The organism is Sorangium sp. So ce131 (assembly GCF_051519095.1).
In the GTDB taxonomy this organism is placed as follows: domain Bacteria; phylum Myxococcota_A; class Polyangia; order Polyangiales; family Polyangiaceae; genus Sorangium.
This window is the reverse complement of sequence record NZ_CP150455.1, coordinates 1,402,959-1,426,683: the sequence shown is the minus strand read 5'-3', so window position 1 is coordinate 1,426,683 and position 23,725 is coordinate 1,402,959. Positions and strand designations below refer to the sequence as shown.

General features: G+C 72.0%; 16 protein-coding genes. 4 read left to right on the top strand and 12 right to left on the bottom strand.

The features are described from left to right. Positions 1 to 227: 227 nt before the first annotated feature. Positions 228 to 1,727, top strand: coding sequence for a trypsin-like peptidase domain-containing protein (locus WMF43_RS05210; protein WP_437677878.1), 1,500 nt, complete (start codon positions 228 to 230; stop codon positions 1,725 to 1,727). A 94-nt stretch (positions 1,728 to 1,821) separates the two neighbouring features. Here the strand turns inward: WMF43_RS05210 and WMF43_RS05205 are convergent, their stop codons facing one another. The 4 genes from WMF43_RS05205 to WMF43_RS05190 all read right to left on the bottom strand — a co-directional run bounded on the left by WMF43_RS05205 (position 1,822) and on the right by WMF43_RS05190 (position 6,688). Continuing rightward, positions 1,822 to 2,664 carry a hypothetical protein gene (locus WMF43_RS05205; protein WP_437677877.1) on the bottom strand — a complete coding sequence of 281 codons (843 nt, stop codon included), beginning with the start codon at positions 2,662 to 2,664 and terminating at the stop codon, positions 1,822 to 1,824. Between the two features lie 89 nt (positions 2,665 to 2,753). Next, positions 2,754 to 3,281: a GNAT family N-acetyltransferase gene (locus WMF43_RS05200; RefSeq protein WP_437677875.1), complete on the bottom strand. Its 528-nt coding sequence runs from the start codon at positions 3,279 to 3,281 to the stop codon at positions 2,754 to 2,756. 927 nt (positions 3,282 to 4,208) lie between these two features. Continuing rightward, positions 4,209 to 5,477: a Kelch repeat-containing protein gene (locus WMF43_RS05195; protein ID WP_437677873.1), complete on the bottom strand. Its 1,269-nt coding sequence runs from the start codon at positions 5,475 to 5,477 to the stop codon at positions 4,209 to 4,211. A 176-nt stretch (positions 5,478 to 5,653) separates the two neighbouring features. After that, entirely contained in the window at positions 5,654 to 6,688 is a 1,035-nt protein-coding gene (locus tag WMF43_RS05190; RefSeq protein ID WP_437677871.1) for an aldo/keto reductase, read from the bottom strand. A 126-nt stretch (positions 6,689 to 6,814) separates the two neighbouring features. Here WMF43_RS05190 and WMF43_RS05185 point away from each other — a divergent pair, with 126 nt between their 5' ends. Next, positions 6,815 to 7,744 carry a LysR substrate-binding domain-containing protein gene (locus tag WMF43_RS05185; protein ID WP_437677869.1) on the top strand — a complete coding sequence of 310 codons (930 nt, stop codon included), beginning with the start codon at positions 6,815 to 6,817 and terminating at the stop codon, positions 7,742 to 7,744. A 27-nt stretch (positions 7,745 to 7,771) separates the two neighbouring features. Here the strand turns inward: WMF43_RS05185 and WMF43_RS05180 are convergent, their stop codons facing one another. The 4 genes from WMF43_RS05180 to WMF43_RS05165 all read right to left on the bottom strand — a co-directional run bounded on the left by WMF43_RS05180 (position 7,772) and on the right by WMF43_RS05165 (position 13,045). Further along, entirely contained in the window at positions 7,772 to 8,359 is a 588-nt protein-coding gene (locus WMF43_RS05180) for a hypothetical protein (protein ID WP_437677868.1), read from the bottom strand. Between the two features lie 165 nt (positions 8,360 to 8,524). Next, positions 8,525 to 9,859: a PAS domain S-box protein gene (locus WMF43_RS05175; protein ID WP_437677866.1), complete on the bottom strand. Its 1,335-nt coding sequence runs from the start codon at positions 9,857 to 9,859 to the stop codon at positions 8,525 to 8,527. A 534-nt stretch (positions 9,860 to 10,393) separates the two neighbouring features. Then, on the bottom strand, positions 10,394 to 11,329 hold the full coding sequence (gene gspC, locus WMF43_RS05170; protein ID WP_437677864.1) for a type II secretion system protein GspC: 936 nt from the start codon (positions 11,327 to 11,329) through the stop codon (positions 10,394 to 10,396). 303 nt (positions 11,330 to 11,632) lie between these two features. Further along, positions 11,633 to 13,045 carry an RICIN domain-containing protein gene (locus WMF43_RS05165; protein WP_437677863.1) on the bottom strand — a complete coding sequence of 471 codons (1,413 nt, stop codon included), beginning with the start codon at positions 13,043 to 13,045 and terminating at the stop codon, positions 11,633 to 11,635. A gap of 752 nt (positions 13,046 to 13,797) precedes the next feature. Between WMF43_RS05165 and WMF43_RS05160 the strand changes: the two genes are divergently transcribed. Further along, on the top strand, positions 13,798 to 14,484 hold the full coding sequence (locus tag WMF43_RS05160; protein WP_437677862.1) for a translation initiation factor IF-2: 687 nt from the start codon (positions 13,798 to 13,800) through the stop codon (positions 14,482 to 14,484). A 12-nt stretch (positions 14,485 to 14,496) separates the two neighbouring features. On the opposite strand, the gene WMF43_RS05155 is transcribed toward WMF43_RS05160, so the two are convergent. The 4 genes from WMF43_RS05155 to WMF43_RS05140 all read right to left on the bottom strand — a co-directional run bounded on the left by WMF43_RS05155 (position 14,497) and on the right by WMF43_RS05140 (position 18,502). Further along, positions 14,497 to 15,651, bottom strand: coding sequence for an NADH:flavin oxidoreductase (locus WMF43_RS05155; RefSeq protein WP_437677861.1), 1,155 nt, complete (start codon positions 15,649 to 15,651; stop codon positions 14,497 to 14,499). A gap of 166 nt (positions 15,652 to 15,817) precedes the next feature. Continuing rightward, positions 15,818 to 16,747 (bottom strand): type I pantothenate kinase, encoded by a 930-nt coding sequence (gene coaA, locus WMF43_RS05150; RefSeq protein ID WP_437677859.1) that lies wholly within the window; start codon positions 16,745 to 16,747, stop codon positions 15,818 to 15,820. Between the two features lie 290 nt (positions 16,748 to 17,037). Then, positions 17,038 to 17,718 (bottom strand): hypothetical protein, encoded by a 681-nt coding sequence (locus WMF43_RS05145; RefSeq protein ID WP_437677857.1) that lies wholly within the window; start codon positions 17,716 to 17,718, stop codon positions 17,038 to 17,040. Between the two features lie 109 nt (positions 17,719 to 17,827). Further along, positions 17,828 to 18,502 (bottom strand): hypothetical protein, encoded by a 675-nt coding sequence (locus tag WMF43_RS05140; RefSeq protein WP_437677855.1) that lies wholly within the window; start codon positions 18,500 to 18,502, stop codon positions 17,828 to 17,830. A gap of 150 nt (positions 18,503 to 18,652) precedes the next feature. Here WMF43_RS05140 and WMF43_RS05135 point away from each other — a divergent pair, with 150 nt between their 5' ends. Then, positions 18,653 to 23,668: a sigma 54-interacting transcriptional regulator gene (locus WMF43_RS05135; RefSeq protein ID WP_437677853.1), complete on the top strand. Its 5,016-nt coding sequence runs from the start codon at positions 18,653 to 18,655 to the stop codon at positions 23,666 to 23,668. Positions 23,669 to 23,725 lie beyond the last annotated feature (57 nt).

Sequence of the window (23,725 nt, the reverse complement as noted above, 5' to 3'; positions counted from 1 at the left end):
CGGCGCGAATGAGCTCCATGTCGAATACGAATTGGAGCACGCCGCCCCACAAACTAAAGTCCCGGACTGACCAGCTCGGGTGCGTCGCGGCGCTTGAATGCGTCAGGTTTCGACAGACGTCGGATTCGTGCTCACCGTCGGGTCGAGCGTCGATGCGCCCGTTCGAGCCGCCAGGCGCCCTCCGCTCCGCGCTCGGCGATCTTTGCACTAATTAACTGGAGTTCATCATGAAGATACTGAGATCGATCGTTCGTGCCGGCTTGATCTTCGCGGGGGCCGGCGCGGCGTGCTCGGCGCCCGTCGACGACGAGGCCGCAGGCCAGGCTCGCTCCGAGGTCATCTATGGGCAGGACGACCGGGAGGAGCCCTTCACGTACCCGGATCCCGTGTGGGCCCAGCGCGCGCTCGACTTCACCGTGGCCCTGGTCCCCGCCTCCGCGGTCGACGACTCGGACCCGAACAACATCCAGATCGCCGGGCCCACGTGGATCGGGCGCGACGACGTGTGCCCCGACGAGCGCTTCGCCACCCAGCCGGCGCTCGCGGACTGCAGCGGCACGCTGATCGACGACGACCTGGTGCTGACCGCCGGGCATTGCATCAACAACTGCGGCGACAGCCGCTTCGTCTTCGATTACGCGATGACCCCCTCCGGCACGCTCAACCAGATCACGAGCGACGACCTCTACAGCTGCGTGGATTTCATCACGTATTACCAGGACCGCAACGGCGCGGACTACACGGTGGTGCGCCTGGACCGGCCGGTCGTGGGGCGAGAGCCCGCCCCGGTGCGGGTGTCGAGCGTGCCCCTCGCGGTCGGCACCCCGCTCGTGGTGCACGGCTTCCCGCGCGGGCTGCCGCTCAAGCTGGCCGACGGCGCCGTGGTCCGCAGCAACGATCCGGACCTCGACTTCTTCGTCAGCAACCTGGACACGTTCGTGGGCAACTCGGGCTCGGGTGTGTTCGATCTCAACACGGGTGAGCTCGTGGGCATCCTGGTGCGCGGGGAGCGGGACTTCGTGCAGGACGGCGACTGCGTGCGCCCGTTCCTCTGCGCGGACAACGCCTGCCGCGGCGAGGACGCGACCTATGCCTTCCGCGCGACCCAGGCCCTGTGCGAGCGCACGGTGTCCGACGTGTGCTCCTGCGGCGACGGCGCCTGCGGCCCCCTCGAGAGCCCCGCGTCGTGCGCGAGCGACTGCTCCTGCGGCGACGGCGTCTGCAGCACCGGCGAGAGCACAACGTCCTGTCCGGCGGACTGCCAGCTGGAGGTGCTCTACGACGACCACGCGCCGCAGGCGAGCTGGGTGACGCCGGGCATCCAGGTCCGCAACACGGGGGCCGAGAACGTGTACCTCGGGGGTGCGACGGTGCGGTACTATTTCACCCAGGAGCCGCCCGGCTCGCTGGCGGCGGAGTGCTGGGGTTGCACGAGCGCGCCGACGATGAGCTTCCATGAGGTGCCCGGTGGCGGGTGCGCGAACGCGACCCACTACCTCGACGTGGAGCTGCCGTCCGTTTCGCTGGATCCCTCGACCACCACCGACCAGTTCCGCATCGCGTTCCACGCGTCCAGCTGGCAGGCGTTCACCCAGTCGAACGACTACTCGTACGCCGGGGCCAGCTGGAACTGGGCGCCCAACCCGAAGATCACGATGTACCGGCTCGGCATGAGGGTCTTCGGCGACGAGCCCTGTCCGGGGCTCTTCATCCCGCCCGCGGACTGAGCCCCGGCCGCTCGCGCCGGCGGGCTCTGCCGCTCGGGCATCGATACCTTTCGCCCCACCTCACTTTCGGCACAGGTCGGCGGCAGCCCTCGCTTCAGTCGAAGGGGAGCTGCTCCGCGACCCAGGCCTCCCAGCCCGGCGGCGCGCGCGTGGCCTCGAGGTAGCGGCGAAGGTGGTGGGCGTCATCGAAGGCCGACATCCCCCACAAGCGAAACGCGTCGACGTACCCCATGCCGTCGTCGAACGAATCGGCGAAGTCCGCGAGCTTCAGGCCGAGCTGCCAAGGCGCCTTCACCTGCCCGGCGCAGAACATGCGCGCGAGCGAGAGGAGCCCTTCGCGGGGATCGACCGGGCCTGCGTCGCCGCTCGCGAGCGCGTGTGCACAGGCGCGCCACGTCTCCGGCACGGCGGGAGGTGTCCACTCGCCGCCTCTCCGGAGCTCGGCGACCCGGCGCGACCAGAACCAGAACGCGCGGGTGTTGTAGCGGGCCGCGCTCTCGGGCGTCTCGCCTCCTTCCCACGGAGAGCGCAGATCGTTCTGCTGGCCGAGCCAGATGGAGTACGAGACGTCGGACGCGATGAGCCCCTGCTCCAGAAGCGCCGAGCGACGTCGGGCGGCCGCGGCCGGGTCGTCCTCGTCGCCACCGTCGTCGTCGTCCTCTCCTCGCCCCGTGGGACACAGGACGTCGTGGACTGCGTCTGCCCAGCTGATCGGCGCGGGAGGGTGGCGCCGCAGGTAGGCGATGCGGGCCTCGGGGTCCGGGGGAAGTTGTTCGAGGAAGACGCTCCACAACCCCAGCCAGTCTTCGCCGGCGCCCATGCGCCAGCCGATCGTGTGGCGCTCGTAGTCGGGGAAGCGCTCCCATGGAGGAGCGAGATCGCCGTGCGCATCGAGGTGCTCGCCGAGGCGGGAGCGACAGCTCTCTTTCCAGTCCATGACTGGCAGCATACAGCACCCCCGAGGCGCGGTCGTGGCAAAGGGCGCGCTGCCGCCGCTCGTCCAGCCGCTCTTGCGTCGAAGGCGGGTCAGGCCGTGCTGTGCTGAGGCGGGCTCTCGAACGAGAACACGCGCCACGCGTGCGGATTGCCAGGGCGCGTGAGCTCGGTCGCGGCGCCGCCGGTGAACTGCCCGATGACGCCGGCCCAGAACGGAATGGCGCCTGGGTTTCCCTCGGAGGCGCGGACGGTCCACCTGCCCGGAAGACGGCTCCACAGGAGCGCGGCCGCACGGCGGCCCACGCCGGAGCGACGGTGACGACGCAGGACGAAGAACTCGGCCACATCGAAGACGTTCGGGTCGTCCGTCGCCGGCGAGCCACGGGTGGCCAGAGCGAACCCCGCGATGCGGCCGTCACATCGGATGAGGAAAGGGAACCGACGTCCCGGCTCTGACCAGTAGAGCGCCAGCTTGCTGTAACCGAAGCGGCCGTCGGCGCCGATCTCGACGCTGAAGGCCTCGCTGAGGTCGTAAATGTACAGCTCGAGAAGATTGGACAGCAACGCAGCATCAGCCGGTGTCGCGACATCAAGGCTAACATCGTAAAAATCCGCCATGTTCCCCCTCTTCCTCGTCCCCGGTCATGACGAGCTGCTTCCGCGGAGTGTATACCCCGGACGGGTGGCGGCGCCATCCCGGGCGGCCGCCTCGCGGCGCGTGGACCGCGGCGAGACGCCCGACCCAGGTTGGGCTGCTATGCCAACCTGGGTCGGGTTGCGGGTTGCGCGCGGGGTCAGGTCGCGCGGTCACCCACGCCTGCAACCCCGGAACGAGTAGAAAATCCGCCATCGCACCGGCGCGTTGCATGGGCTGGCGTACTGGCAGCACATGCCTGTCCTGGGATTTCTGGCCCATGTGATCACCTGGGCGCAGGCGACGTTGGGCGGTGGCCTCCTGGGCGGTGGGCAGTACTGGAGCGCTTCGGAGGACTCGCCGAGATCGGCGCTGTCGATGTCGGCAGAGGCTGTTGCGCCTGACGCTTCGTCTCCCTGTTGCTCGTTGAGCTCTGCGCTCTCCTGATCCTCTGCGAGCGTCGAGCTCGTTGTCTGCACACCGCAGCCCGACATCCCGGAGAGCGTGAACACGACGCCGAGCAGAACGGACGCGAGACCTGTGGATTGACGCGTACTCATGGCGGTTTCTCCTTGCTGGTCAGCCTCTACGTCACGGCGCGGCGTGCTGGATCGAACGTGCCTGAGCGCGCGGATCCCGCGCTCAGGCACCGAGCACGCCCGTGACATGCTCACGGGGAATGCAAGGACGCAGCCACGCTCTACCGCTCTGGACGTCCCGCGCCGCCGCGGCAGCCCGGTGCTCGTGACGAGGGCTCGGGCACCTCCTGCACACGGGGGCGCAACATGCCATGACGGGAATCCGGGAGAAGCGCGTGAGGCGCCCCGCGCGACGCTGCCGCGCCGACGCGCTGGGAAAGGGCGACCCGAGGTCGGGGTCGCAACCCGGGTCGGGGTCGCAACCCGGGTCGCTCAACCTGGGTCGGGGCGCTTCGTCTTGCAGCCGCCGTAGCGTTCCACGCTCGTGAGCGCGGGCGGGTTGGAGAAGTACGTCGCGTCGTACCCGCCCGTGATGAGGACCGAGCCGTCCAGCAGGGTCGTCGCCGTGTGGAATCCCCTCTGGATCGGGTCGTCGATCACCGTCCAGGTGTTGTTCGCCTCTTTGTAGATCTCGGCGCCCTGCGTGCCGACCGCCATCACGCGGCCGTGGGACAGCGGAGCGACCGCGGACGCCCAGGTGTGGCGGAAATTCGGCGGCGGGGTCAACGTCCACGTGTCGGTCGCGGGATCGTAAATCTCGGCGGTCTCGCCGGCGTCGGTGACGACCACCACCTCCTCCTCGGTGCCGCCGTAGATCCTGCCGCCGCCGCCGACCACCAGCACGCGCCCGCTCGGCAGCAGGGTGGCCGTGTGCTGCATGCGCGGCAGGTTCGTCGACGCCGCCGCCGTCCAGGCGCCCGTGGCTGGATCGTAGATCTCGACGCTGGTGCGCCCCGCGGGGCGCTCGTCGGAGTTCAACGTGTACCCGCCGACGACGAGCACGCGACCATCCTGGAGCAGCGTCGCCGTGTGCAGGTGGCGGGTCACCGACATCGTCCCTGCGCTGGACCAGGTGTTCGTGGCAGGATCGTAGAGCACGGCCTCCCTGAGGACGCTGTCATCGTCGCTGCCGCCCGTGCGCAGCACCAGCCCGTTCGGCAAGGGGGTCAGCGCCGTCTGGGCGAACTCCCACCCGATGACCGCCTCGCGCGGCGTGAGCGGGACGCTCGTGGTGGCGCCCGTGCTCGGATCGTAGACCAGCCCCCCTGGGCTGAAGAGCACCCTGCCGTCCTGAAGGAGCGCAGCGCCCACGGGGGACAAGGCGTACGGCAGCGTGCCGCCGGTCGTCCACGTGTCCGTCGTGGGATTGTAGACGTCGACCGTCGTGGGATAGGGGTAGTCTCCGCTGCCGCCCGCGACCATCACCTGACCGTCCGCCATGAGCAGCGCGACGTGCCGCTCTCGCGCCTCGGGCAGCGGCGCCGCGGACGACCACTCGGCGTGTATACCGACATGGCGGCGGCACCTCTTCTTCGCGTGACCGTGGCCCGCCCGCGCCGCGTTCGCCTCGAGCGCCGCCTCCTCGAGCCCATCGTCCGCGAGGACCGGTGGATCGGCCTCCGAGACGCAGCCGGCGGCCGTGAGCGCGGCGAGGCACAGGAACGCGACCAGACCACGAGGACAACGACCGCTAGTAGACATGGTAGGACCTCGTCAGGATAGGGGGGATATCGCGGGCGCGCATTCACGCGGCGCTGCGCCCGGTGATCGGAGCCCGCAGGCTGGAGCGCGGGCCCGTCGATCCATGGACAAGATCGTCTGTATAGCACCGCTTTTCTCACGGCGAGCGGCGGCGCAGCGCGATGGGTCTCACCCGATCACGGGTGCTCCCACCCGGTGATCGAGGCCGCCGTGCCGCCGGACAGGATGCCGTTCACGATCGCCTCGTTCTTCCACATCTTCCCCGGGAACGAGGGCTCGACGGCGCTCACCGCGTCGAGGCGCGCGAGGTGCGCCGCGGAGAGGGCGAGCTTCAGCGACGCGAGGTTGTCGACGAGCTGCGCGTTCGTGCGCGCGCCGAGGATGGGGTAGACCTGCGGCCCGCGCTGCCGCACCCACGCGAGCGCGACCTGCGCGGCCGAGACGCCGAGCTCCTTCGCGATCGCGAGGACCACGGGCACGATCGCGTCGGCGCGCGCGCCGAGGTAGCCCTGGGCCCAGTCGCCGCGCTTCGACCCCTGGGTGCCGTCGTGGAACTTGCCCGCGAGCACGCCGAAGGCGAGCGGCGACCAGGCGAGCACCGGGAGGCCGAACGCCTGCGCCATCGGGAGCAGCTCGTGCTCGACGTGGCGCTCGAGCAGGCTGTACTCGATCTGGATCGCCGACAGCGGCGCCTTTCCGTGCGCCGCCGCCCAGGTGTTCGCCTGCGCGACGACCCACGCCGGCGCGTCGGAGATCGCGACGTGGAGCGCCTTGCCGGAGCGCACCACGTCGTCGAGCGCGCTCATCACCTCGGGCACGGGCGTCGTGTGGTCCCAGAGGTGCACCTGGTAGATGTCGATGTAGTCGGTGCCCAGCCGCTTCAGGCTGCCTTCGAGGGAGCGGCGGAGGTTCTTGCGGTGGTTGCCCCACGCGTTGGGGTCGCCGGGCGCGCCGCTCAGCGTGTACTTGGTGGCGACGACGTACCGATCGCGGTCGCGCGCGATCAGCTCGCCGAGGCTCTTCTCGGCGGCGCCGCCCTGGTAGTTGCAGGCGGTGTCGAAGAAGTTCCCGCCGGCCTCGACGAACGTCTCGAAGATCCTCGCGGCCTCCGCGTGCGGCGCGCCGAAGTCCCACGCCTGGCCGAAGGTCATGGTGCCGAGGCAGAGCTCCGAGACGCGCAGGCCCGTGGATCCGAAGAGCTTGAGGTGCATGGTCGTTCTCTCCTGCGCGGCGGAGCGGCGTGCCCCGCGGCGCACGCGAGAGATGCGCCGCCCGCGCCGCGGCCGGTAGGCGCGCCGCGCGAAACGACCCGGTGAGCGCTGCTATACAGTCGGGCCATGAACCGCGCGACGGACCGCTTCGAGGGTCTGACCGTCTTCCTCACGGTGGCGCGGCGCCGGAGCTTCCGCGCCGCCGCGGCGGAGCTCGGGGTGACCGCGGGCGCCGTGAGCCAGTCGATCCGCGCGCTCGAGCGCCGCGTCGGGCTCCCGCTCTTCTCGCGGACCACGCGCCGGGTCGGCCTCACCGAGGCCGGCGAGAAGCTCCTCGAGCGCGTCGCGCCCGCGGCCTCGGAGATCGGCGCCGCGCTCGAGGCGCTCGGCGAGCTGCGCGACGAGCCCGTCGGCCTTCTGCGCCTCACGGTGCCGCAGATGGCCGTGCCCTTCGTGATCGAGCCGGTGCTCCCGCGCTTCCGCCGGGAGCACCCGGGCGTGGACGTGGAGATCTGCGTGGACAACGCCCTCGTCGACCTCGCGGAGACCGGGTGCGACGCCGGCGTGCGCATCGGCGAGTCCCTGGCCAAGGACATGATCGCGGTGCGCCTCACGGGCGATTTCCGCTGGCTCGTCGTCGGCGCGCCGGCTTATTTCGCCGCCCACGGCCGCCCGGAGGCGCCCGAGGACCTGCTCGCGCACGCGTGCATCCGGTACCGGTTCCTGAGCTCCGCGCTCTACCGCTGGGAGTTCGTGCGCGACGGCCGCGAGATCGTCGTCGACGCGCCCGGCGCGATCACGCTGAACGACGGCGAGCTGGCGCTGTCCCTCGCGCGCCAGGGGCTCGGGCTCGCTTACGCGGCCGATCTGACCGTCGCGGAGGATCTGGCGCGCGGCACGCTGGCGACGGCGCTCGATCATTACGCGCCGACCGGCCCGGGGTTCTTCCTCTACTTTCCGGCGCGCGCGCAGGCGCAGGCGAAGCTGCGCGCGTTCATCGACACGGCGCTCACGGTGCTCGCGCCGCAGGGGAAGCGGGCGAGGGCGCGGCGGTGAGGGGGAGCGCCCGGCGCGGGCCCGAGGTCAGCGCGTGGGCTCCACGCCCGTGGTCGAGAGCTCCGGCCAGGCCGGCCGGAGCGGGAGGACGAGCGCGTCGAACGAGGCAGGGAGAGAGACGGGGGCGGACGCGTGCAGGCAGAACTCCCGGCCCGGACCAAGCACCATCTGGCGCATCCACAGGGCGGCGTTCGCTCGATCCACGACGGGGGTGAGCTGCGCGAAGAGCTCACCGTAGGACATCCCGCCCGGTTTACCGAACCAGTGCGCGACGCCGGGCGCGCGGAGCGCTGCCCCGCCCCGCAGGCGATACAGTCCGCCGGCGCCGCCGCTGGCGACCGCGGCCGCGGCGTCGTGCGGCGCGGTGCGGCTGGCGGAGACCGCTGCCTCGTTGAGGGCGCCGAGCGCGGCGAAGTCTTGCACGAGGTACCAGTCCTCGTAGGCTTCGCCGCCCGAAGCCGCCCAGGGCGCCCCGGAGAGCGCGACGCTGAACGACCGGAGAAACCCCGACGAAGGCGCGGCGGCGAGCGCCGCGTGGAAGGCGCGCTGCCGGCGCTCGTAGTCTTCCGCAGCGGTCCTTGGTTGCCGCCAGTGCCAGAACACATAGACCAACATCGCTTTGCCTTTTCTCCTCCTAGCCGCAGGGTCCGCCTCTACACCCCTGCGCCACCTGGAGCGCCGCGTGCAGCTCGTCCCAGCTGCGGATGTCCGGCCGACAGGCCACCACGATACGCGCCATGCGGCGGAGCGACAACGCCCGGCCCGGGTTGGGCCGCGCCGTCAGCTCTTCGCGGGCGCGCCAGGGGCGGGCGCCGCCGCGGGCGCGGCCCTGGAGGCGGCCTTGGCGGTGCGCCGCAGCGCGTACGCGATGCCGTTCTGCAGCTTGCCGAGCGTGACGACGCTGCTGAGATCGTCCCCCATGGCGACCAGCGTTTGCGCGACGTCGGCGCGGATGCCCGTGAGCACCACCTCGGCGCCCAGGAGCCGCACGGCGCGCGCGGCGCGCACGATCGCGCTCGCCACCTCGCTGTCGACGACCGGCACGCCGGTGATGTCCAGGATCGCGATCTCCCCCGACGACGACGAGATCCCTTCGAGGAGCGTGGCGATCACCTGCTCGGCGCGCCTCGAGTCCACGACCCCGATGAGCGGCATCACGAGCACGGTATCGGTGATGGGGATGAGCGGCGTCGACAGCTCGGCCAGGGCGATCGACTGCGCCTCGATGAGGTCTTGCTGCTGCCGCTCGCGCTCTTGCTCGGCCAGCTTGCGCGCGGTGATGTCGCTGTTGATCTCCATCACATGACGCAGCCGCCTCTGCTCGTCCCGCTGCGCGACCCACCTGCTCTCGACGATGACGGTGGCGCCGCCGCGCTGCGTGTGCACGAGCTCCCCCTCCCAGTGCCCCGTCTCGACGAGCGCCTCGTTGATCGCCCGCAGCTCCGACGGGAACCGTGTCCGCAGGAGCGCGTGTGTGGCGCGGCCGACGGCCTCGGCCTTGAGGTAGCCGTACATCCTCTCGGCCCCGTGGTTCCAGTAGGTCACGGCGCCGTCGATATCGCGTATGATGATCGCGTCGCGGGCCAGATCGAGCAGGCGCGACTGCTGCTCCAGGAGGACGGACTGCCGCTCGCGCTCCTGCTCGGCCGCCTTGCGCTCGGTGATGTCGCTGTTGATCTCCAGCAGCGTGAGCGGCGCGCCCTCGGCGTCGCGCTTCAGCACCCACCGGCTGGCGACGATGACCGAGCGCTCGCGCCCCGTGTGCACGAGCTCCCCGTCCCAGTACCCCGACTCGAGCACCGCGGCGAGGATCTCCTCGAGAGGCTTTGGGAACGTGGTGCGCAGGAGCTCGTGCGAGACGCGCCCGACGGCCTCGGCCTTCTCGTAGCCGTACAGCCGCTCGGCGCCCCGATTCCAGTAGAGGATCGTCCCGTCGACGCGCCGCACCAGGATGCCGTCGTGCGCCAGGTCGACGAGCTCGTGAAAGTCGTGGACCCCCATGCCGCGCGCGCCGTCACCGCCGGGCGCGTCCCCCGCGCCGAGGAGTTGCTCCAGCTCGGTGACGCGGCGGCGCAGGAAGTCGACCTCAGAGCCCCCGCCAGGATTGGTTACCATTTCCGTCATACCTGTGTGCTCCCTCACGGGTTCCGGCGTAATGGCGCCGCGCGAAACCGGGCACTCCCCTTGCCGATCGTGATGCAGCCCCGACCGAGGCTCACGCCTCCGGTCCGTGCCGATGGATGTCGCAACGGGGCGGTGTGGTCGAGCAAGCAGGACGCTGCCCGCCACTGCGGCCCCCGCCGCGTCAACCCACGCGAACAGCCTAGACGTACGCACGCTCGAAAGAAAGCGTCGAACCCTTGTAGAGGGTGAGATTCCTGGGCTGCGTATGTAGGTCATTGGCCTACATCGACACCAGGCCCAGGTTTCGGCCCCCCGGCCACCCGACCCAGGTTGCGGCCACCCGACCCAGGTTGTGCGGCCACCCGACCCGGCCACGGCCACCGGTTGGGCCACCCGATCCAGGTTGCGGTCACCCGGCGGTCACCCGACCCGGCCACCCGACCCAGGTTGCGGCCACCCGACCCAGGTTGCGGCCACCCGACCCCCGACCCAGGTTGCGCCGCGGAGGAGCCACCGCCGCGGGGCTCAATCGATATGGAAGTCGATCGTCATCGGCTTCCCGTCGCGGCTGATGGTCAGCGCGACGTGGTTCGCGGTGGCGAGCCGCGCGTAGGCCTCGAGGGCCTTGGACACGTCGCTCACATCGAACCCGTTGACGCTGGCCAGCTTGTCGCCGGTCTTCAAGCCGAGCGCCTCCAGCAGCGAGCCGCTGCGGATGCGGGCGAGCTTGATGCCTCCCGGCTCCGGCGCGATGCGCACCGAGCGCATCAGCTCGGACTGCTGCTCCAGGATGGCGGCGATGGCGCTGCGCTCCACCCGGAACTCCGTCTCGCTGATCTTGCGAATCTTCGACGCTATCTCCGGCGGAACCGTCGACGGAGCCGGCTTCCGCGGCGCTGCAGACGGTGCCGGCCCCAGCGCCGGTGAGGCTCCCGGGGCGCCGTCTCGCGCTGGGCTGCGGCCCATGACGGCCTGGCACCGCGCGCCGCCGGTCGTCAGCCAGACCCGGTCCCACCCCACGTAGTGAATCGTCTTCCCGAAGGCCTCATCCCCCTGCCGGCGCAGGACCGTCTTGCCGTCCGAGCCGCTCATCGCGGCAAAGGACCACGCCGCGTCGTCCCCCTTGGCGATGAGCAGCGCCCGGATGTTGTCGCACGCTGGGTCTTCGTAGGTGTCCTTGCTCTCCGGCAGCACTTCGGCCATCACCGGGCTCACCTGGCTGCCGTCGAGCGGTCCGGTGACCGAGTCGAAGGGGTTGCGCGACAGGATCAGCGCCGCGCTCGTGGCGTGATCCTGCTCGGCGCGCGCCCCAAGCGGCCTCCCGCGATGGCCTGGAAGGACCGGCGGCGGCAAGGCGGCCACGCTCGACGCGACGAGGTGCCCGATGCCGGACGCCTGGAAATAAGCGGCGAGCGCGACCATCAGGCCCAACGCCACGCCCAGGTGCCGCTTCAGCAACATGTCAGATTCCATGGCCCCGCCGCGATCTAGCGAGCTGCGTGCCAAGCGGCGAGCTCTACGACCGCCGCGACGCTGCGCGCGCGTAGCGGGCTCGCGCGCCAGTCTGGCGCTCAGGCGGGGTGAGTCGCCGCCCGGCCCTGCCAGAATGACAATCCTCCCGATGCGCCGCGGCCCTCGACGCCGGCACGTTGTCCGTCTGGAAGCCCGATCCGGGTCGAAGCACCTACCCCGACGGAGCCACCCCGCCCGGGTCGGGATCGCCGCCGCCCGACCCAGGTTGGGGTCGGGCGACGCTCCCTCGGCTCACCGCTTCTGCCACTGCTGGTTGCTGCCGCTACCGCAGGTGTACTGCTTCACGGCCGCTCCGTCGGCCGTCGAGCTGCTGACCACGTCCAGACACTTGCCGCTGTGCCGCGCGACGAGGCGAGAATACCCGCCGCCGGCGTCCTGAAGCTGCCACTGCTGGTTGTTGCCCCCGTTGCAGGTGTACTGCTTCACGGCCGCTCCGTCGGCCGTCGAGCTGCTGACCACATCCAGGCACTTGCCGCTGTGCCGCGCGACGACGCGGTAATAGCCGCTCCCGGTGCTCTGGAGCTGCCACTGCTGGTTGCTGCCCCCGTTGCAGGCCCACTGCTGCACGACCGTGCCGTCGGCGGCCGATGCGTTGTTCACATCCAGGCACTTGCCGCTGTGGCGCGCGGCAAACGTGGAGTACGTGGCGCCGGAGCCCTGGACGACTCCGGTGGCAGCGTCGATCGTCACCTGATCCGAGTAGCTCATGGTCATGGTGGTGTTGCTGGGGAACTGGAGCGGCAGCCAGACGTACTGCGAGTCGTTCACCGGCCCGCCCCAGGCCCCGGCCCAGCGGTCGCCCATGTACAGGTAGGAGGTGGAGCTCGATCCCTGGACCGGCAGCACGAAGGCCGTCTGCGAGCTGTAGGCGGTCGAGTCGCCGATGTTCTGCAGGGCGCTCCAGGTGCCGCCGACGCTGGAGGCGGTGGCGTACTTCTGCTGGTTGGGGTCCCAGCCGGTCGCGCCCGAGGTCAGCAGGAAGTACACGCCGTTCCGCTTGAACATGGCCGGCGCCTCGCGCCACGAGCCGGCCCAGAGGATCTGCACCAGGCTGCTCACGTTCAGGTAGTCGGACGTCAGGCGGTAGATATGCAGATCGGCGTTCTCCCGCGCGGCCGAGATCATGTACGCGGTGCCGTCGTCATCCTTGAAGAGCGTGATGTCGCGCGACATGTGCCCCAGCGGGCGGAAGCTGCCGCGGTAGGTGTAGCTGCCGTCCACCGTGCCGGACGTGGCCACGGCCGCGCGGGCCTCGCCGTAGTCGGTGGCGTTCTCCTTGTGCATCCACATGACGTACTGGCCCGTCATGTTGTTGTAGATCACCTTGGGGCGCTCGATGTTGGCCGACCGCAGCTCGGAGTGCGAGCCCGGCGCCAGCACGTGGTTCCGGAACTCCCAATCTTTGAGGTTGGTCGAGCGGTAGACATCGACGTACTTGGTGGCGCGGTTCTCGCCGAACCAGTAATAATAGTCGCCGACCTTGATCACGCCGCCGCCGTGGGCGTGGACCACGTTGCCGGAGGTGTCCCGGAACTGCGTGCCGTTCGTGATCGTCACCGGCGCGGCGTCGGCCGAGCCGGCGAGCCATGGATGCGCCAGCGCAGCCAGTCCGAGCACGAGCGCGAAGCGGAAAGGTGTAATCATGCTGGTCTTTGACACCGTGAGCCTCCTTCTCCGCTTCTCCTGCAAAAATCCGTCGTCTTCTCAGGTGAAGCCATCGTAGTCAAGAAGTTCAAATGCGGTCTGAAAGTCAAGCGCATCGTGGCGACCGCCTCATCGTACAGCCACGCTGCGCGTTGTAGGGTGGATGAGACCCCACGTTATCCATCCTGATGAGAAAGCGACGTCGAGAGCCTGAACGATGAGCAGCGCCGGTGTGTGGTCACACGCCGGGGCTTGACGGGCGGCACGGAATTTGCTTTTTTCGCCTCGCTGTGACCGTTGCTCGTCGCTTTGCTCTCGGTGTGGGGCTGGCCGTGGCCGTTTTGGGAGCCGCGCAGGTGTCGTGGATGGCGCGACGCTCGGGGGCTGCGAGCACCTCCGCCAGCCAACAGTCGAGTCCGTCGGCGGTCCCATCCGGCACCTCGGCGCCCGAACCAACTGGCCCTCGCGCAAACCAACGCAACGTCAGGCCAGCGCCGAGCCAGCCCGCGCCCAGCAGCCCTCCGAGCCGACGGCCCGCCCCGACCGCGCCGGAGCCGGGGACCGAGAACCCACCGGCGCGCCCGCCCCCAGCCGTCGAAGGCGAGCCTTCCGAGACCGAGTTGGCTTTCGTCCCCGAGAAGATGGTCACCGCGCCGCGCCGCACGCGCCGGGTGGACCAGGCATCGATCCAGCGCAGGCTGCAGCCAGGGCTGTGCATGGCCCCCCGAGAGGCAGTCCGGGCTCGCGAGTCGTTGATCTCACACTTTCGGGATGAGAGCTGGGGAGACGCTGGGCGGCTCTACATCGACCCCAGGCTGCCCGACGGCGCGCACGTGCACCTCCTGCCGCACCTCGATCAAGCGGAGGGCGAGGTGCTCGCGCAGCTGGGGCTCAAACCCCGGCGCCCGGACGTCTTCGCGTACGTCGACGCGGAGCTGCTCGTGGCCGCCGCGTGCACCAATCCCAACGTGGTCGCCTACTACGACGGCGCGTTGCACGTCGTCATGACACACGCGGACGTGGGGACCAGCGTCCTGCACGAATATGCACACCACGCGCTGATGAGCCATGGAATGCTGTGGCCGGCCTGGGCGCAAGAGGGCATCGCCATGCATGTCGCGCGCGAAGCCTGGTGGCTCGAGGCGGCACGGCTCGAGCGGGTGCGAGACGACCCGATGCCCCTGGAGGTGATGGAGCAGTCGATCCCGTACACGCTGCCCCCGGATCAGGCGGTCCTGTTTTACGTGCAAGCGGCCGGCATGGTGGATTGCTTCGTGCACGGCGAGGCCCCGAGGCTCCGGAAGCTCATGGATGCCATGGACACGGCCGGGGAAGCGGCACAGGGGGAGCACTATGACGAGATGGCGAGGGTCCTCGACCCCTCCACCTGGCAGGGCTGCATCGACCGCTTGATGCGGTATGCGCACCCCGAGCGATGATCGCGTGGCGCCTCAGTAGAGCTGGCGGAAGTGCTCCGGGCTGAATGCCGTGAACGGCTCGCCCCTGCGCGCCTTGAGCGCCCACTCTGGATCGGCCAGGAGCGAGCGGCCGACCGCGAGGAGGTCGAACTCTCCGCGCTCGAACCGCGCGAGCGCCTGGTCGAGGTTGTTCACCGGCATGGAGCCCACGGCGATGGAGGACATCAGGTCCCTGGACATACCGACGCCGCCGACCGCCATGCAGGGCTTCCCGCTGACCTTCTTCGTCCACCCGGCCAGGGTCATGTCCGAGCCCTCGAACGCCGGCGCGGAGAAGACACGGGTGGAGGCGTCGAAGACATCCACGCCGGCGTCCACGAGGGGCCGCAGCACCCTCTCCAGCTCCTGCGGCGTGCGGGCGATCCGAGCGTTATAGTCATGGAGCTTCCACTGGGAGTAGCGGAACATGATGGGAACGGCGGGGCCGACCGCCTCGCGGACGGCCTTGACCACTGCGGCGCCGAACCGGGTGCGGCGGACCAGATCGCCGCCCCACGTGTCGGTGCGCTGGTTGGTCGCCTCCCAGAGGAACGTGTCGATGAGATATCCATGCGCGCCGTGGACGGCGATACCGTCGAAGCCGACCGCCTTGGCGGCGGCCGCGCTGCGAGCGTAGGCGGCGATCACGTCGGCGATCTCGGATTCAGTCATCGGCTCGGTCGGCGAGAGCATCCGCTCGACGTACGCGGGCGGCATGGAGTGGAGGCCGTCCCGTGGGCCCCAGATGCCGGACGGGCGGGAAGACGGCGCATTGGGGAAAGGTCCGGTGCCCGGCGTGCGGAGCACGCCCATGTGCCACAGCTGGGGGAAGATCAGCCCGCCGGCGGCGTGCACGTCGTCCACCACCTTCTTCCAGCCGGCCAGCGCGGCGTCGCCGTAGAGAACAGGGATGTCGTCCTCGCCGGCGGCGCCGCTGCCGAGGGCCGACGGATGATCGATCCCGGTCCCCTCCGTGACGATCAGGCCCACGCCCGCCTCGGCGCGGCGACGATAGTAGTCGGCGACGTTCTGGCCCGGCACGCCGCCGGGCGAGAAGCAGCGCGTCATGGGCGACATGACGATCCGGCTGCGCAAGGTGATGCTCAGCAGCTGCATCGGCTGAAACAAGGGTTCGATGGAGTAGGTCATCTTTCAAACGTAGGGTAGACAACTCTTTTCGGCGGGTCAGCCCTGTGTACCATCGCTGAATTTTTATGGCGACACTACCCCAACCTGGGTGATGGCGAAACCACCCCGGGCTGCTGCTGGCCCAACCTGGATCGGGTCGCGCAACGTGGGTCGGGTCACGACGGCATCAGAAGCGGCGGAGCTGCACCGCGCGCACCGCGTGGTCAGGCCCCTTCTCGAGCACGACGTCGGCGCGGGCGCGCGTCGGCAGGATGTTCTCGGTCAGGTTGGGGCCGTTGATCGTGCGCCATACCTCCAGCGCGAAGGCGCGCGCCTCGTCGTCGCTCATCGCGGCATAACGATGGAAGTACGAGGTGGGGTCGCGGAACGCCGTGGCCCGCAGCGAGAAGAAGCGCTCCAGGAACCATCGCTCGATGTCGGCCTCCTCCGCGTGGACGTAGATCCCGATGTCGAAGAAGTCGCTGACGGCGATCGCCCCGGCGCGGTCGGGGCCCTGCAGCACGTTCAACCCCTCGAGGATCACGATATCTGGCTGCCGCACGGTCTGCACCTCCCCGGCGACCACGTCATACGTGACGTGCGAGTACACCGGCACCTCGATGGCCTCGACGCCGGCCTCGAGGTCGGCGAGGAACTGCACCAGCCGCCGCAGGTCGTAGCTCTCGGGGAAGCCCTTGCGGCGGAGGCCGCCGCGCGAGGCGAGCACCGCATTGGGGAACAGAAAGCCGTCGGTGGTCACCAGGTCCACGCGCGGGTGATCGGGCCACCGCGCGAGCAATGCTTGCAGCACGCGCGCGGTCGTGCTCTTGCCCACCGCGACCGACCCGGCGACGCCGATCACGTAGGGCCGCCGCCCGGCGGGGCGGCCGAGGAACTCGTCCTTCACGCGGCGGAGGTGCTGCGCCGCGCCGACGTGCAGGTTGAGGAGCCGCGAGAGCGGCAGGTAGATCGTCGCGACCTCGTCGAGCGAGAGCCGCTCGTTCAGGCCCCGCAGCGCCGCGAGATCGGCCTCCGAGAGGGTGAGCGGCGTGGCCGCGCGCAGGCGGCCCCACTGCGCGGCGGAGAAGACCTCGTACGTCGCGGCGGCGGCGTTCATGCTCGGTCGAGGGTATCATGGCATCGTGTCGAGGTACCGCAGCGAGATCGAGGTCGTGCGGATCCAAATCCAGGAGCTCGAGGCACGGCTGCGCCGCGCGCGCGAGCAGCAGATCCTCGTCGACGCGGACGCGAACCTCGGTCCGCGCGCGCGCCGCCCGTTCAGCCGGCTCATGTACCACCTCGGCCGAGCGCTCGGGCGGCGGCTGAGCAGGCGCGCTCAATCAACCCGGGTCGGGTCGCGCGGTCCCGCGGCAGGTCAACCCGGGTCGGGTCGCGAGGTCATGACGGTCAATGCGATCGCCCGACGAGAGGGTCGGGACCGATGCAGCCGCACCCGCACTCACCGGAGAAGAGCTCCTCCGGCGGCGAGCAGTCGAAATCGATGCGGGCGCACTCGCGCGGATCGTGCGACACATAACGCACGTTCGGGTCGCGCGGGTCCGGGCAGACCGACGGCTCGGGACCGATGCAGCCGCACCCGCACGCGGAGGGGAAGCCGGACATGTACTCCTGGCCTTCAGGACAGATAAAGTCGATGAGCTGGCACTCCAGCTCATCGCGCGACACGTAATGGACCTCCGGGTCGTTCGGGTCCGGGCACGCCTCCGGCTCAGGGCCGACGCAGCCGCACCCGCACTCGTCGGAGAACAGCGTCTGCGGCCATGAGCAGTCGAAATCGATGAGATGGCACTCCCTCGGGTCGTGCGACACGTAGCGGACCTCCGGGTCCCCCGGATCCGGGCAGGCCGCCGGCTCGGGGCCGATGCAGCCGCACCCGCACTCGTCGGAGAACGCCGTCTGCGTCGGCGCGCACCCGACGTCGATGCCTGGGCACTCTGGCTCGTGAGACACGTAATGCACCTCGGGATCTCGCGGGTCCGGGCACGTCCCTCCGCCCACGTCGGGGTCGCACCCGAGCGGCCCGAGGATCGCAGACGCCGAAAGGAACCACAAAGCATAGGATCGCATGTTCGTCTCCATGTTCTTGTCTCTCGCAAGACGGTTGATTCGCAGGAAGACACCTCGCCCGGGAGGACGGCTCGTGGCCCCCTGGAGGGGGCGTGAAGCGCTCGTCGCCTCAGGGCACGCCGCGCCCGAAGAGCGTCACCGCGCGCCGGGTGGCCGCGGGAGAAGACACCTCGATGAGCAGCACCTCCTCGCGCGCGCCGGGCGCGCTCGGCCGGAATTCCACGGGGACATCCATGGACTCTCCGGGCGCGAGGACCACCGGCGCCGTCCCTCCCTGGAGGGAGAGCTCGGCGGACGGCGCACGAAGGGTGATCGCGTCGATCGCGAGCGGGGCCGCGCAGCCGTGCTCGAGCCGGAGGGCGCCGGTGGACACCTCGCCGACCGCCGTGTCGGCCAAGGCGAGCTCCGGCTCGACGTGGAAGCAGTCGGCGAGCGGGCGGGGCGCGCTCTCGAGAACGCCGTCCGCGACGATCAGGTCGGCTGGCTCGGAGCGGCTCTCGCCGCGCCGCGCCTGCAAGCGCACCTCGTCGCCGAAGGAAGCTTCCAGGGGGAGGAGGAAGCTTCCATCGACGCCGACCGCGGCGACCTCGGGTGGCGCGGTCCCGTCGAGGTTCACCGCCCAGACGACGTCGGCGTTCCTCACGCTCCCCGGCCCGCCGGCGAGGTCGATGACCTCCCTGTCGCAGACGTCGCAGCCCACGCCGACCACATCGCCGAGAAGCTCAGGCGTCGACGGCGGCTCGGGGATGGGGTTCACCCCGCACCCGGCGACGCAAGCAACCAAGAGAACCGAAGCCCACCACCTCACGACGTCACGCTGTTCAACGGCCGTGCCAGCGCGATCGCTCGGATCCCTGGAGGTCGTGCCCTCGGTTATTGTACCATTCTGTTCCGGTTTGTTCCGATGGTACAGCACGGCCTTGCGCCAGGAGCCGTGGTCGACGGCCGCTACGACCTCGTGCGAGCCCTCGGGCGCGGCGGGCTCGGCTCCGTCTTCGAGGCGCGCGACCACCTCTTCGATCGCGACGTCGCGCTGAAGACGCTGCGCTTCGACTCGGCGGGCGCGGTCGAGGCGTTCCGGCGCGAGTTCTCGCTGCTCTCCGGCTGCGCTCACCCGCGCCTGGCCCGCGCCTACGACTTCGCGCGGACGGCGGACGGCGGCGCGCCGCTCACGTACTCCACGGCGGAGCTCATCCGCGGGCGGACGCTGGCCGAGCACGCCCGGGGCCGCTCCTTCCGCGCGGCCCTGCCCCTCCTGCTCGACGCGCTCGACGCGCTCGGCTGGCTCCACGGCGCCGGCATCGTCCACGGCGACGTCAAGCCAGAGAACATCCTGGTGCGGGACGACGGCTCGGGCGTGCTCATCGATCTCAGCGCGGCCCGGAGGATGCGCGCAGAGGCGGGGGACCTCTCGGGCACGGCGCGGCTCTTCGCGCCCGAGCTGCTCCGGGGCGCCCCGCCGAGCGCGCGCTCCGATCTCTTCGCCGTGGGGAGGACGCTCGAGGAGCTGTTTCCGCTGCTCTCCGGGGCGCCGCCCGCGGCCGCGCGCCGGCTCGCCGAGCGGCTCACCGCCGAGGACCCGGCGGACCGGCCGTCCTGCGTCGACGAGATCCTCGAGGCCCTCTCCGCCGGCGGCCTGCCGCGGCGCGCCCCCGCGGTCGTGAGCGAGCCGGGCGAGATCGTCGGCCGCGAGCGCGAGGTGCGCGCGTTCGACGCGGCGCTCGAGGCGCTGCTCAAGGGCGAGCGCGGTCCGCGCGCGGTCGTGATCACCGGCGAGGAAGGGATCGGCAAATCACGCCTCTTCCGCGAGCTCAAGTGGCGCGCGCAGCTCCGCGCGCCGGTCGTCGAGGGAGCGCCGCGCGGCGAGCATCCGCTCCGCGCGCTGCTCGGCCGCGCGCTCGGTCGGGCCTCGCTCGCCGCGGGCGTCGGCGCGCTGCTCGACGCCCGCGGCGAGCTCGCGTGCGCGCGCGGCGTCGACGCCGACGACGACCAGCGCGCCCGCGGCGCCGACGACCAGCGCGCCCGCGGCGCCGACGACCAGCGCGCCCGCGCCGCGGGTGCAGTCCGGCCGCGCGTCCTCGCGATCGATGACGCCGACCGGCTCGGCGCGGACGATCGGGCGCTGCTCGAGGCGCTCGTGCGGGCGACCGAGACGACCGACGCCGTCCTCTGGCTCATCGCCTCCGCCGAGCGGCTCGACGTGGCCGGCGAGGCGGTCGTCGCGCTGCCGCTCGAGCCGCTCGGCGAGGCCGCGGTCCGGGTCTGGACGGCGCCGTTCACCACGGCGGCGCGCGGCCCCGATCTCCTGCGCGCGAGCGGCGGCCGCCCGCGCGCGCTGAAGGAGCTCTGCTCCGCGCTCGCCCGGCGCGCGGTGAGCGAGGCGGAGCTCGACGGGTTCGTTCACACGACGGCCACGCCGGAGCACTGGCGCCGGCGCGTGGCCGGGCTCGGCCGCGGCGAGGCGCGCGCCCTCGCGGCGCTCGCCGTCGCCGACCGGCTGTCGCCCGGGGCCGCGGCGGCGCTCGGCGTGGCGCGCGCGGCGCTCGAGGCGCTCGAGGCCGCGGGGCTCGCCGGGCTCGACGGCGAGGGCTGGCGCCTCGGCCAGCCGGGGCAAGCGAGGGCGCTGCTCGCGGCGCTCGACCCGGGCGCCGTGCGCGAGGTCGCGGCCGCCATGGCGGACCACCTCGGCGGCGTCGACGAGGCGGCGCTCGCCCCGGCTCTCCGCAGCCAGCGCGCGGCGGACAGGGCGCGCGCGCTCGCCCTCGCGGGTGACCACGAGGCGGCGCGGCGGGCGCTCGTCGCGTCCGAGCCGATGTTCGAATGGGCGCCGCGCGCCTGGGTGCGCGCCGCGGACGCCGCCTGCGCGGCCGCGCCCGCGGCGCGGACCTTCGTGGCCGCCGCGTCCGCGATCGAGGCGGCCGGCGACCCGAGGCGCGCGCTGTCGCTGCTCGCGCGGGCGCGGCGCGCGCGGCCGCCGCCCGAGGTCCTGGTCGAGCTCTCGTACGGGGCGGCGCGCTGCTACGAGAAGCTCGGCCGCGTCGAGCGGGCGCTCGCGCAGCTCGAGCGGGCGCGGTCGCTGTCGCCCGGAGAGCGCGGCGGCCGGCTCGCGAGCCTCTCGGCGCGCTGCCTGCTGCGCCTCGGCCGCTACGCCGAGGCGCGGCGCGAGGCCGAGCGCGCGCTCGCCGTCGCGGAGGCCGCGGCCGCGCTCCCGTCCCGTGAGGCCGCCGCCGCCCAGCCGCCGGGCGAGGCCGCCGCCGCCCAGCCGCCGGGCGAGGCCGGCGCCCCGCCGCCGGGCGAGGCCGCCGCGTCGGTCGCCGCGGAGCTCGCCGAGACGCTGGGCCTCGCGCTCGGGTACCTCAGCGACCAGGCAGGCGCGCTCCGGAGCCTCGCGCGCGCCGTGGCGCTGCGGCCGGCGTCGGACTCGCCCCGCGCCCGCGTCCGCACGCTCAGCTACCACGCGCTCCATGCCTACCGGGCCGGCGACGCCGCGCTCGCCGCGCGCGGGTTCCAGGGAGCGCTCGACCTCGCCGAGGCGGAGGGCCTCGGCGACCTGCTCGCCACGGCCGCGCTGAACCTCGGGACGGCGCGGCACCAGCTCGGCGACTGGGGCGCGGCGCTGCGCTGCTACGAGCGCGGGCTGCGCGCGGCCGTCGCCTACGCCAAGGAGCGGACCGAGGCGACCCTCCGCTTCAACCTCGCCAAGATCCACGCGGACATCGGCCTCCTGGAGCGGGCCGAGCTCGGCGTCGCGCGCCTGCGCGCGCCGCGTGCGTCGCGCGCGCCCGAGAACGCGAAGGTCCCCGAGCAGCTCGCCGCCGCCGCGCTCGGGCTCGCGGCGGAGATCGCCGCCGCCCGCGGGGCGCTCGGCGACGCGGCGCGCCTGCTCGAGCAGGCCCGCGCGGACCACGCGGCGCGCGGCTCGAAGCGCGAGGCGTGCGAGGCGATGATCCACGCCGCCGAGGTCGCCCTCGCGGCGCGCGACCGGGACGCGGCGGGCGCCCGGCTGGCCGAGGCCGCGGCGCTGCTCCGGGAGACCGACGCGGCGGACCTCGCGCTGCGCCACGCGACGGCGGGCGCGGAGCTCGCCCTCTCGCGCGGCGACACCGAGGCGGCCCTCCTGGAGGTGCACCGGGGCGCGGGCCTCGTGGCCAGGGTCGCGCAGCTCGAGCTCCACGCGAAGCACGAGGAGGTGTCCGCCGAGGTGCTCCGCCTCCGGTCGGCCACGGCGCTCGCCGAGCGGCACCGCACCGCCGCGCTCGAGTGCTGGGAGCACATCGGGAGCACGCTGCCGCCCGAGCTCGCCGACGTCTTCTGGCGGCACCCGCGCCGGGCCGCGCTCCGCGGCGGGCCCGCCCAGCCGGCGGCCCAGCGGGAGCTCGTGCTGAAGCTCCTCGAGATCAACCGGCGGCTGAGCTCGACGCTCGACGCCGACGAGGTGCTCCGCCTGGCCATGGACGCCGCCATCGAGCTGACCGGCGCCGAGCGCGGGTTCGTGATCCTGGCCTCGCCGCCGCCTCCGGACGGGCGCGCGAAGGGCAAGCTCGAGGTCGCGGTCGCGCGGAACCTCGACCGCGAGCGCGTCGGCAAGAGCCAGCTCAAGTTCAGCCACGGCATCGCGAAGCGCGTCGTCGAGCGCGGCGAGGCCGTGCTCACGGTCGACGCGCTCGCCGACGAGCGGTTCCACGGGAACACGTCCGTGCACGCCCTGCGGCTCAGGTCGATCGTGTGCGTGCCGATCCGGGCGCACGGCGCGGTGCTCGGCGCCGTCTACCTCGACAACCGGTTCCAGCGCGGCACGTTCGCCGAGGCCGACGCGGACCTGCTCGGCGCCTTCGCGGACCAGATCGCGGTCGCGCTGCACAACGGCAGGCTCATGGCCGAGCTCACGGACCGCACCCGCGCCCTCGAGGAGGAGCAGCGCCGGGTCGCGGAGCTCATGCGCTCGCAGGCGGGCGAGATCGAGCGGCTCTCGCACGAGCTCGAGCGGACCCGCGCGGACGCGCGCCGCGACTTCCCCGAGATCGCGGGGAGGAGCGCCCCGATGCGCGCCGTCCTCTCGCTCGTGGAGCGCGTCTCGGAGAGCGACGTGCCGGTGACCGTGACGGGCGAGAGCGGCACGGGCAAGGAGCTCGTCGCGCGCGCCATCCACTCGGGCGGGCCCCGGCGGGAGGGGCCGTTCGTGGCCGTCAACTGCGCCGCGCTGCCCGAGGCGCTGCTCGAGTCGGAGCTCTTCGGCCACGTGAAGGGCGCCTTCACCGGCGCCGTGCGGGACCACGGCGGCCTGTTCCTCGCGGCGCGGGGCGGGACGTTGTTCCTCGACGAGCTCGGGGAGATGCCCGTGGCCGTGCAGGCGAAGCTCCTCCGCGCGCTCCAGGAGCGGGAGATCCGCCCGGTGGGATCGGACCGGAGCATCCCGGTCCCCGACGTGAGGGTCGTGTGCGCGACGAACCGGGATCTCGGGGAGGAGGTCGCCCGGGGGCGCTTCCGCGAGGATCTCTACTACCGGGTCAGCGTCATCGAGATCCGGCTGCCGCCGCTGCGCGACCGCCCGGACGACATCCCCGCGATCGCGCAGGCGATCGTCGAGAAGCTCGCGGCGCGGCAGGGCCGCCCGGCCCCGCGGCTGTCCCGCGGCGCGCTGCGGCGGCTCTCGTCGTACGGCTGGCCCGGCAACGTGCGGCAGCTCGAGAACGTCCTCTCGCGCGCGTGTGTGCTCGCGCCCGGCCCGGAGATCGGCCCCGCCGACATCCACCTTCCGGCGGCGGCGCCCGCGCGGCGGGGCCGCTCCCGCGCCGAGCACCGCCGGCTCGAGGAGGAGCGCATCCGCGACGCGCTGCAGCTCGCCGGCTGGAACGTGTGCGAGGTGTCGCGGAGCCTCGGCATCCCGAGGACGACGCTCTACCGCAAGCTCGCGCGCTACGGGCTCCTGCGCCGCGCCGGGGCGCCATGACCACGCGGCGGCCGGAGAGCGCGCCGCTCCGGAGCGCGACCTCCCTGGAGCTCGCGG

Coding starts and splice junctions, on each gene's coding strand:
- WMF43_RS05155 (WP_437677861.1), bottom strand. CDS start 15,651: ATGACCTACTCCATCGAACCCTTGTTTCAGCCGATGCAGCTGCTGAGC.
- WMF43_RS05190 (WP_437677871.1), bottom strand. CDS start 6,688: ATGCACCTCAAGCTCTTCGGATCCACGGGCCTGCGCGTCTCGGAGCTC.
- WMF43_RS05180 (WP_437677868.1), bottom strand. CDS start 8,359: ATGTTGGTCTATGTGTTCTGGCACTGGCGGCAACCAAGGACCGCTGCG.
- WMF43_RS05205 (WP_437677877.1), bottom strand. CDS start 2,664: ATGGACTGGAAAGAGAGCTGTCGCTCCCGCCTCGGCGAGCACCTCGAT.
- WMF43_RS05200 (WP_437677875.1), bottom strand. CDS start 3,281: ATGGCGGATTTTTACGATGTTAGCCTTGATGTCGCGACACCGGCTGAT.
- WMF43_RS05165 (WP_437677863.1), bottom strand. CDS start 13,045: ATGATTACACCTTTCCGCTTCGCGCTCGTGCTCGGACTGGCTGCGCTG.
- WMF43_RS05195 (WP_437677873.1), bottom strand. CDS start 5,477: ATGTCTACTAGCGGTCGTTGTCCTCGTGGTCTGGTCGCGTTCCTGTGC.
- WMF43_RS05175 (WP_437677866.1), bottom strand. CDS start 9,859: ATGGTAACCAATCCTGGCGGGGGCTCTGAGGTCGACTTCCTGCGCCGC.
- WMF43_RS05145 (WP_437677857.1), bottom strand. CDS start 17,718: ATGCGATCCTATGCTTTGTGGTTCCTTTCGGCGTCTGCGATCCTCGGG.
- gspC (WP_437677864.1), bottom strand. CDS start 11,329: ATGTTGCTGAAGCGGCACCTGGGCGTGGCGTTGGGCCTGATGGTCGCG.
- WMF43_RS05185 (WP_437677869.1), top strand. CDS start 6,815: ATGAACCGCGCGACGGACCGCTTCGAGGGTCTGACCGTCTTCCTCACG.
- coaA (WP_437677859.1), bottom strand. CDS start 16,747: ATGAACGCCGCCGCCGCGACGTACGAGGTCTTCTCCGCCGCGCAGTGG.
- WMF43_RS05210 (WP_437677878.1), top strand. CDS start 228: ATGAAGATACTGAGATCGATCGTTCGTGCCGGCTTGATCTTCGCGGGG.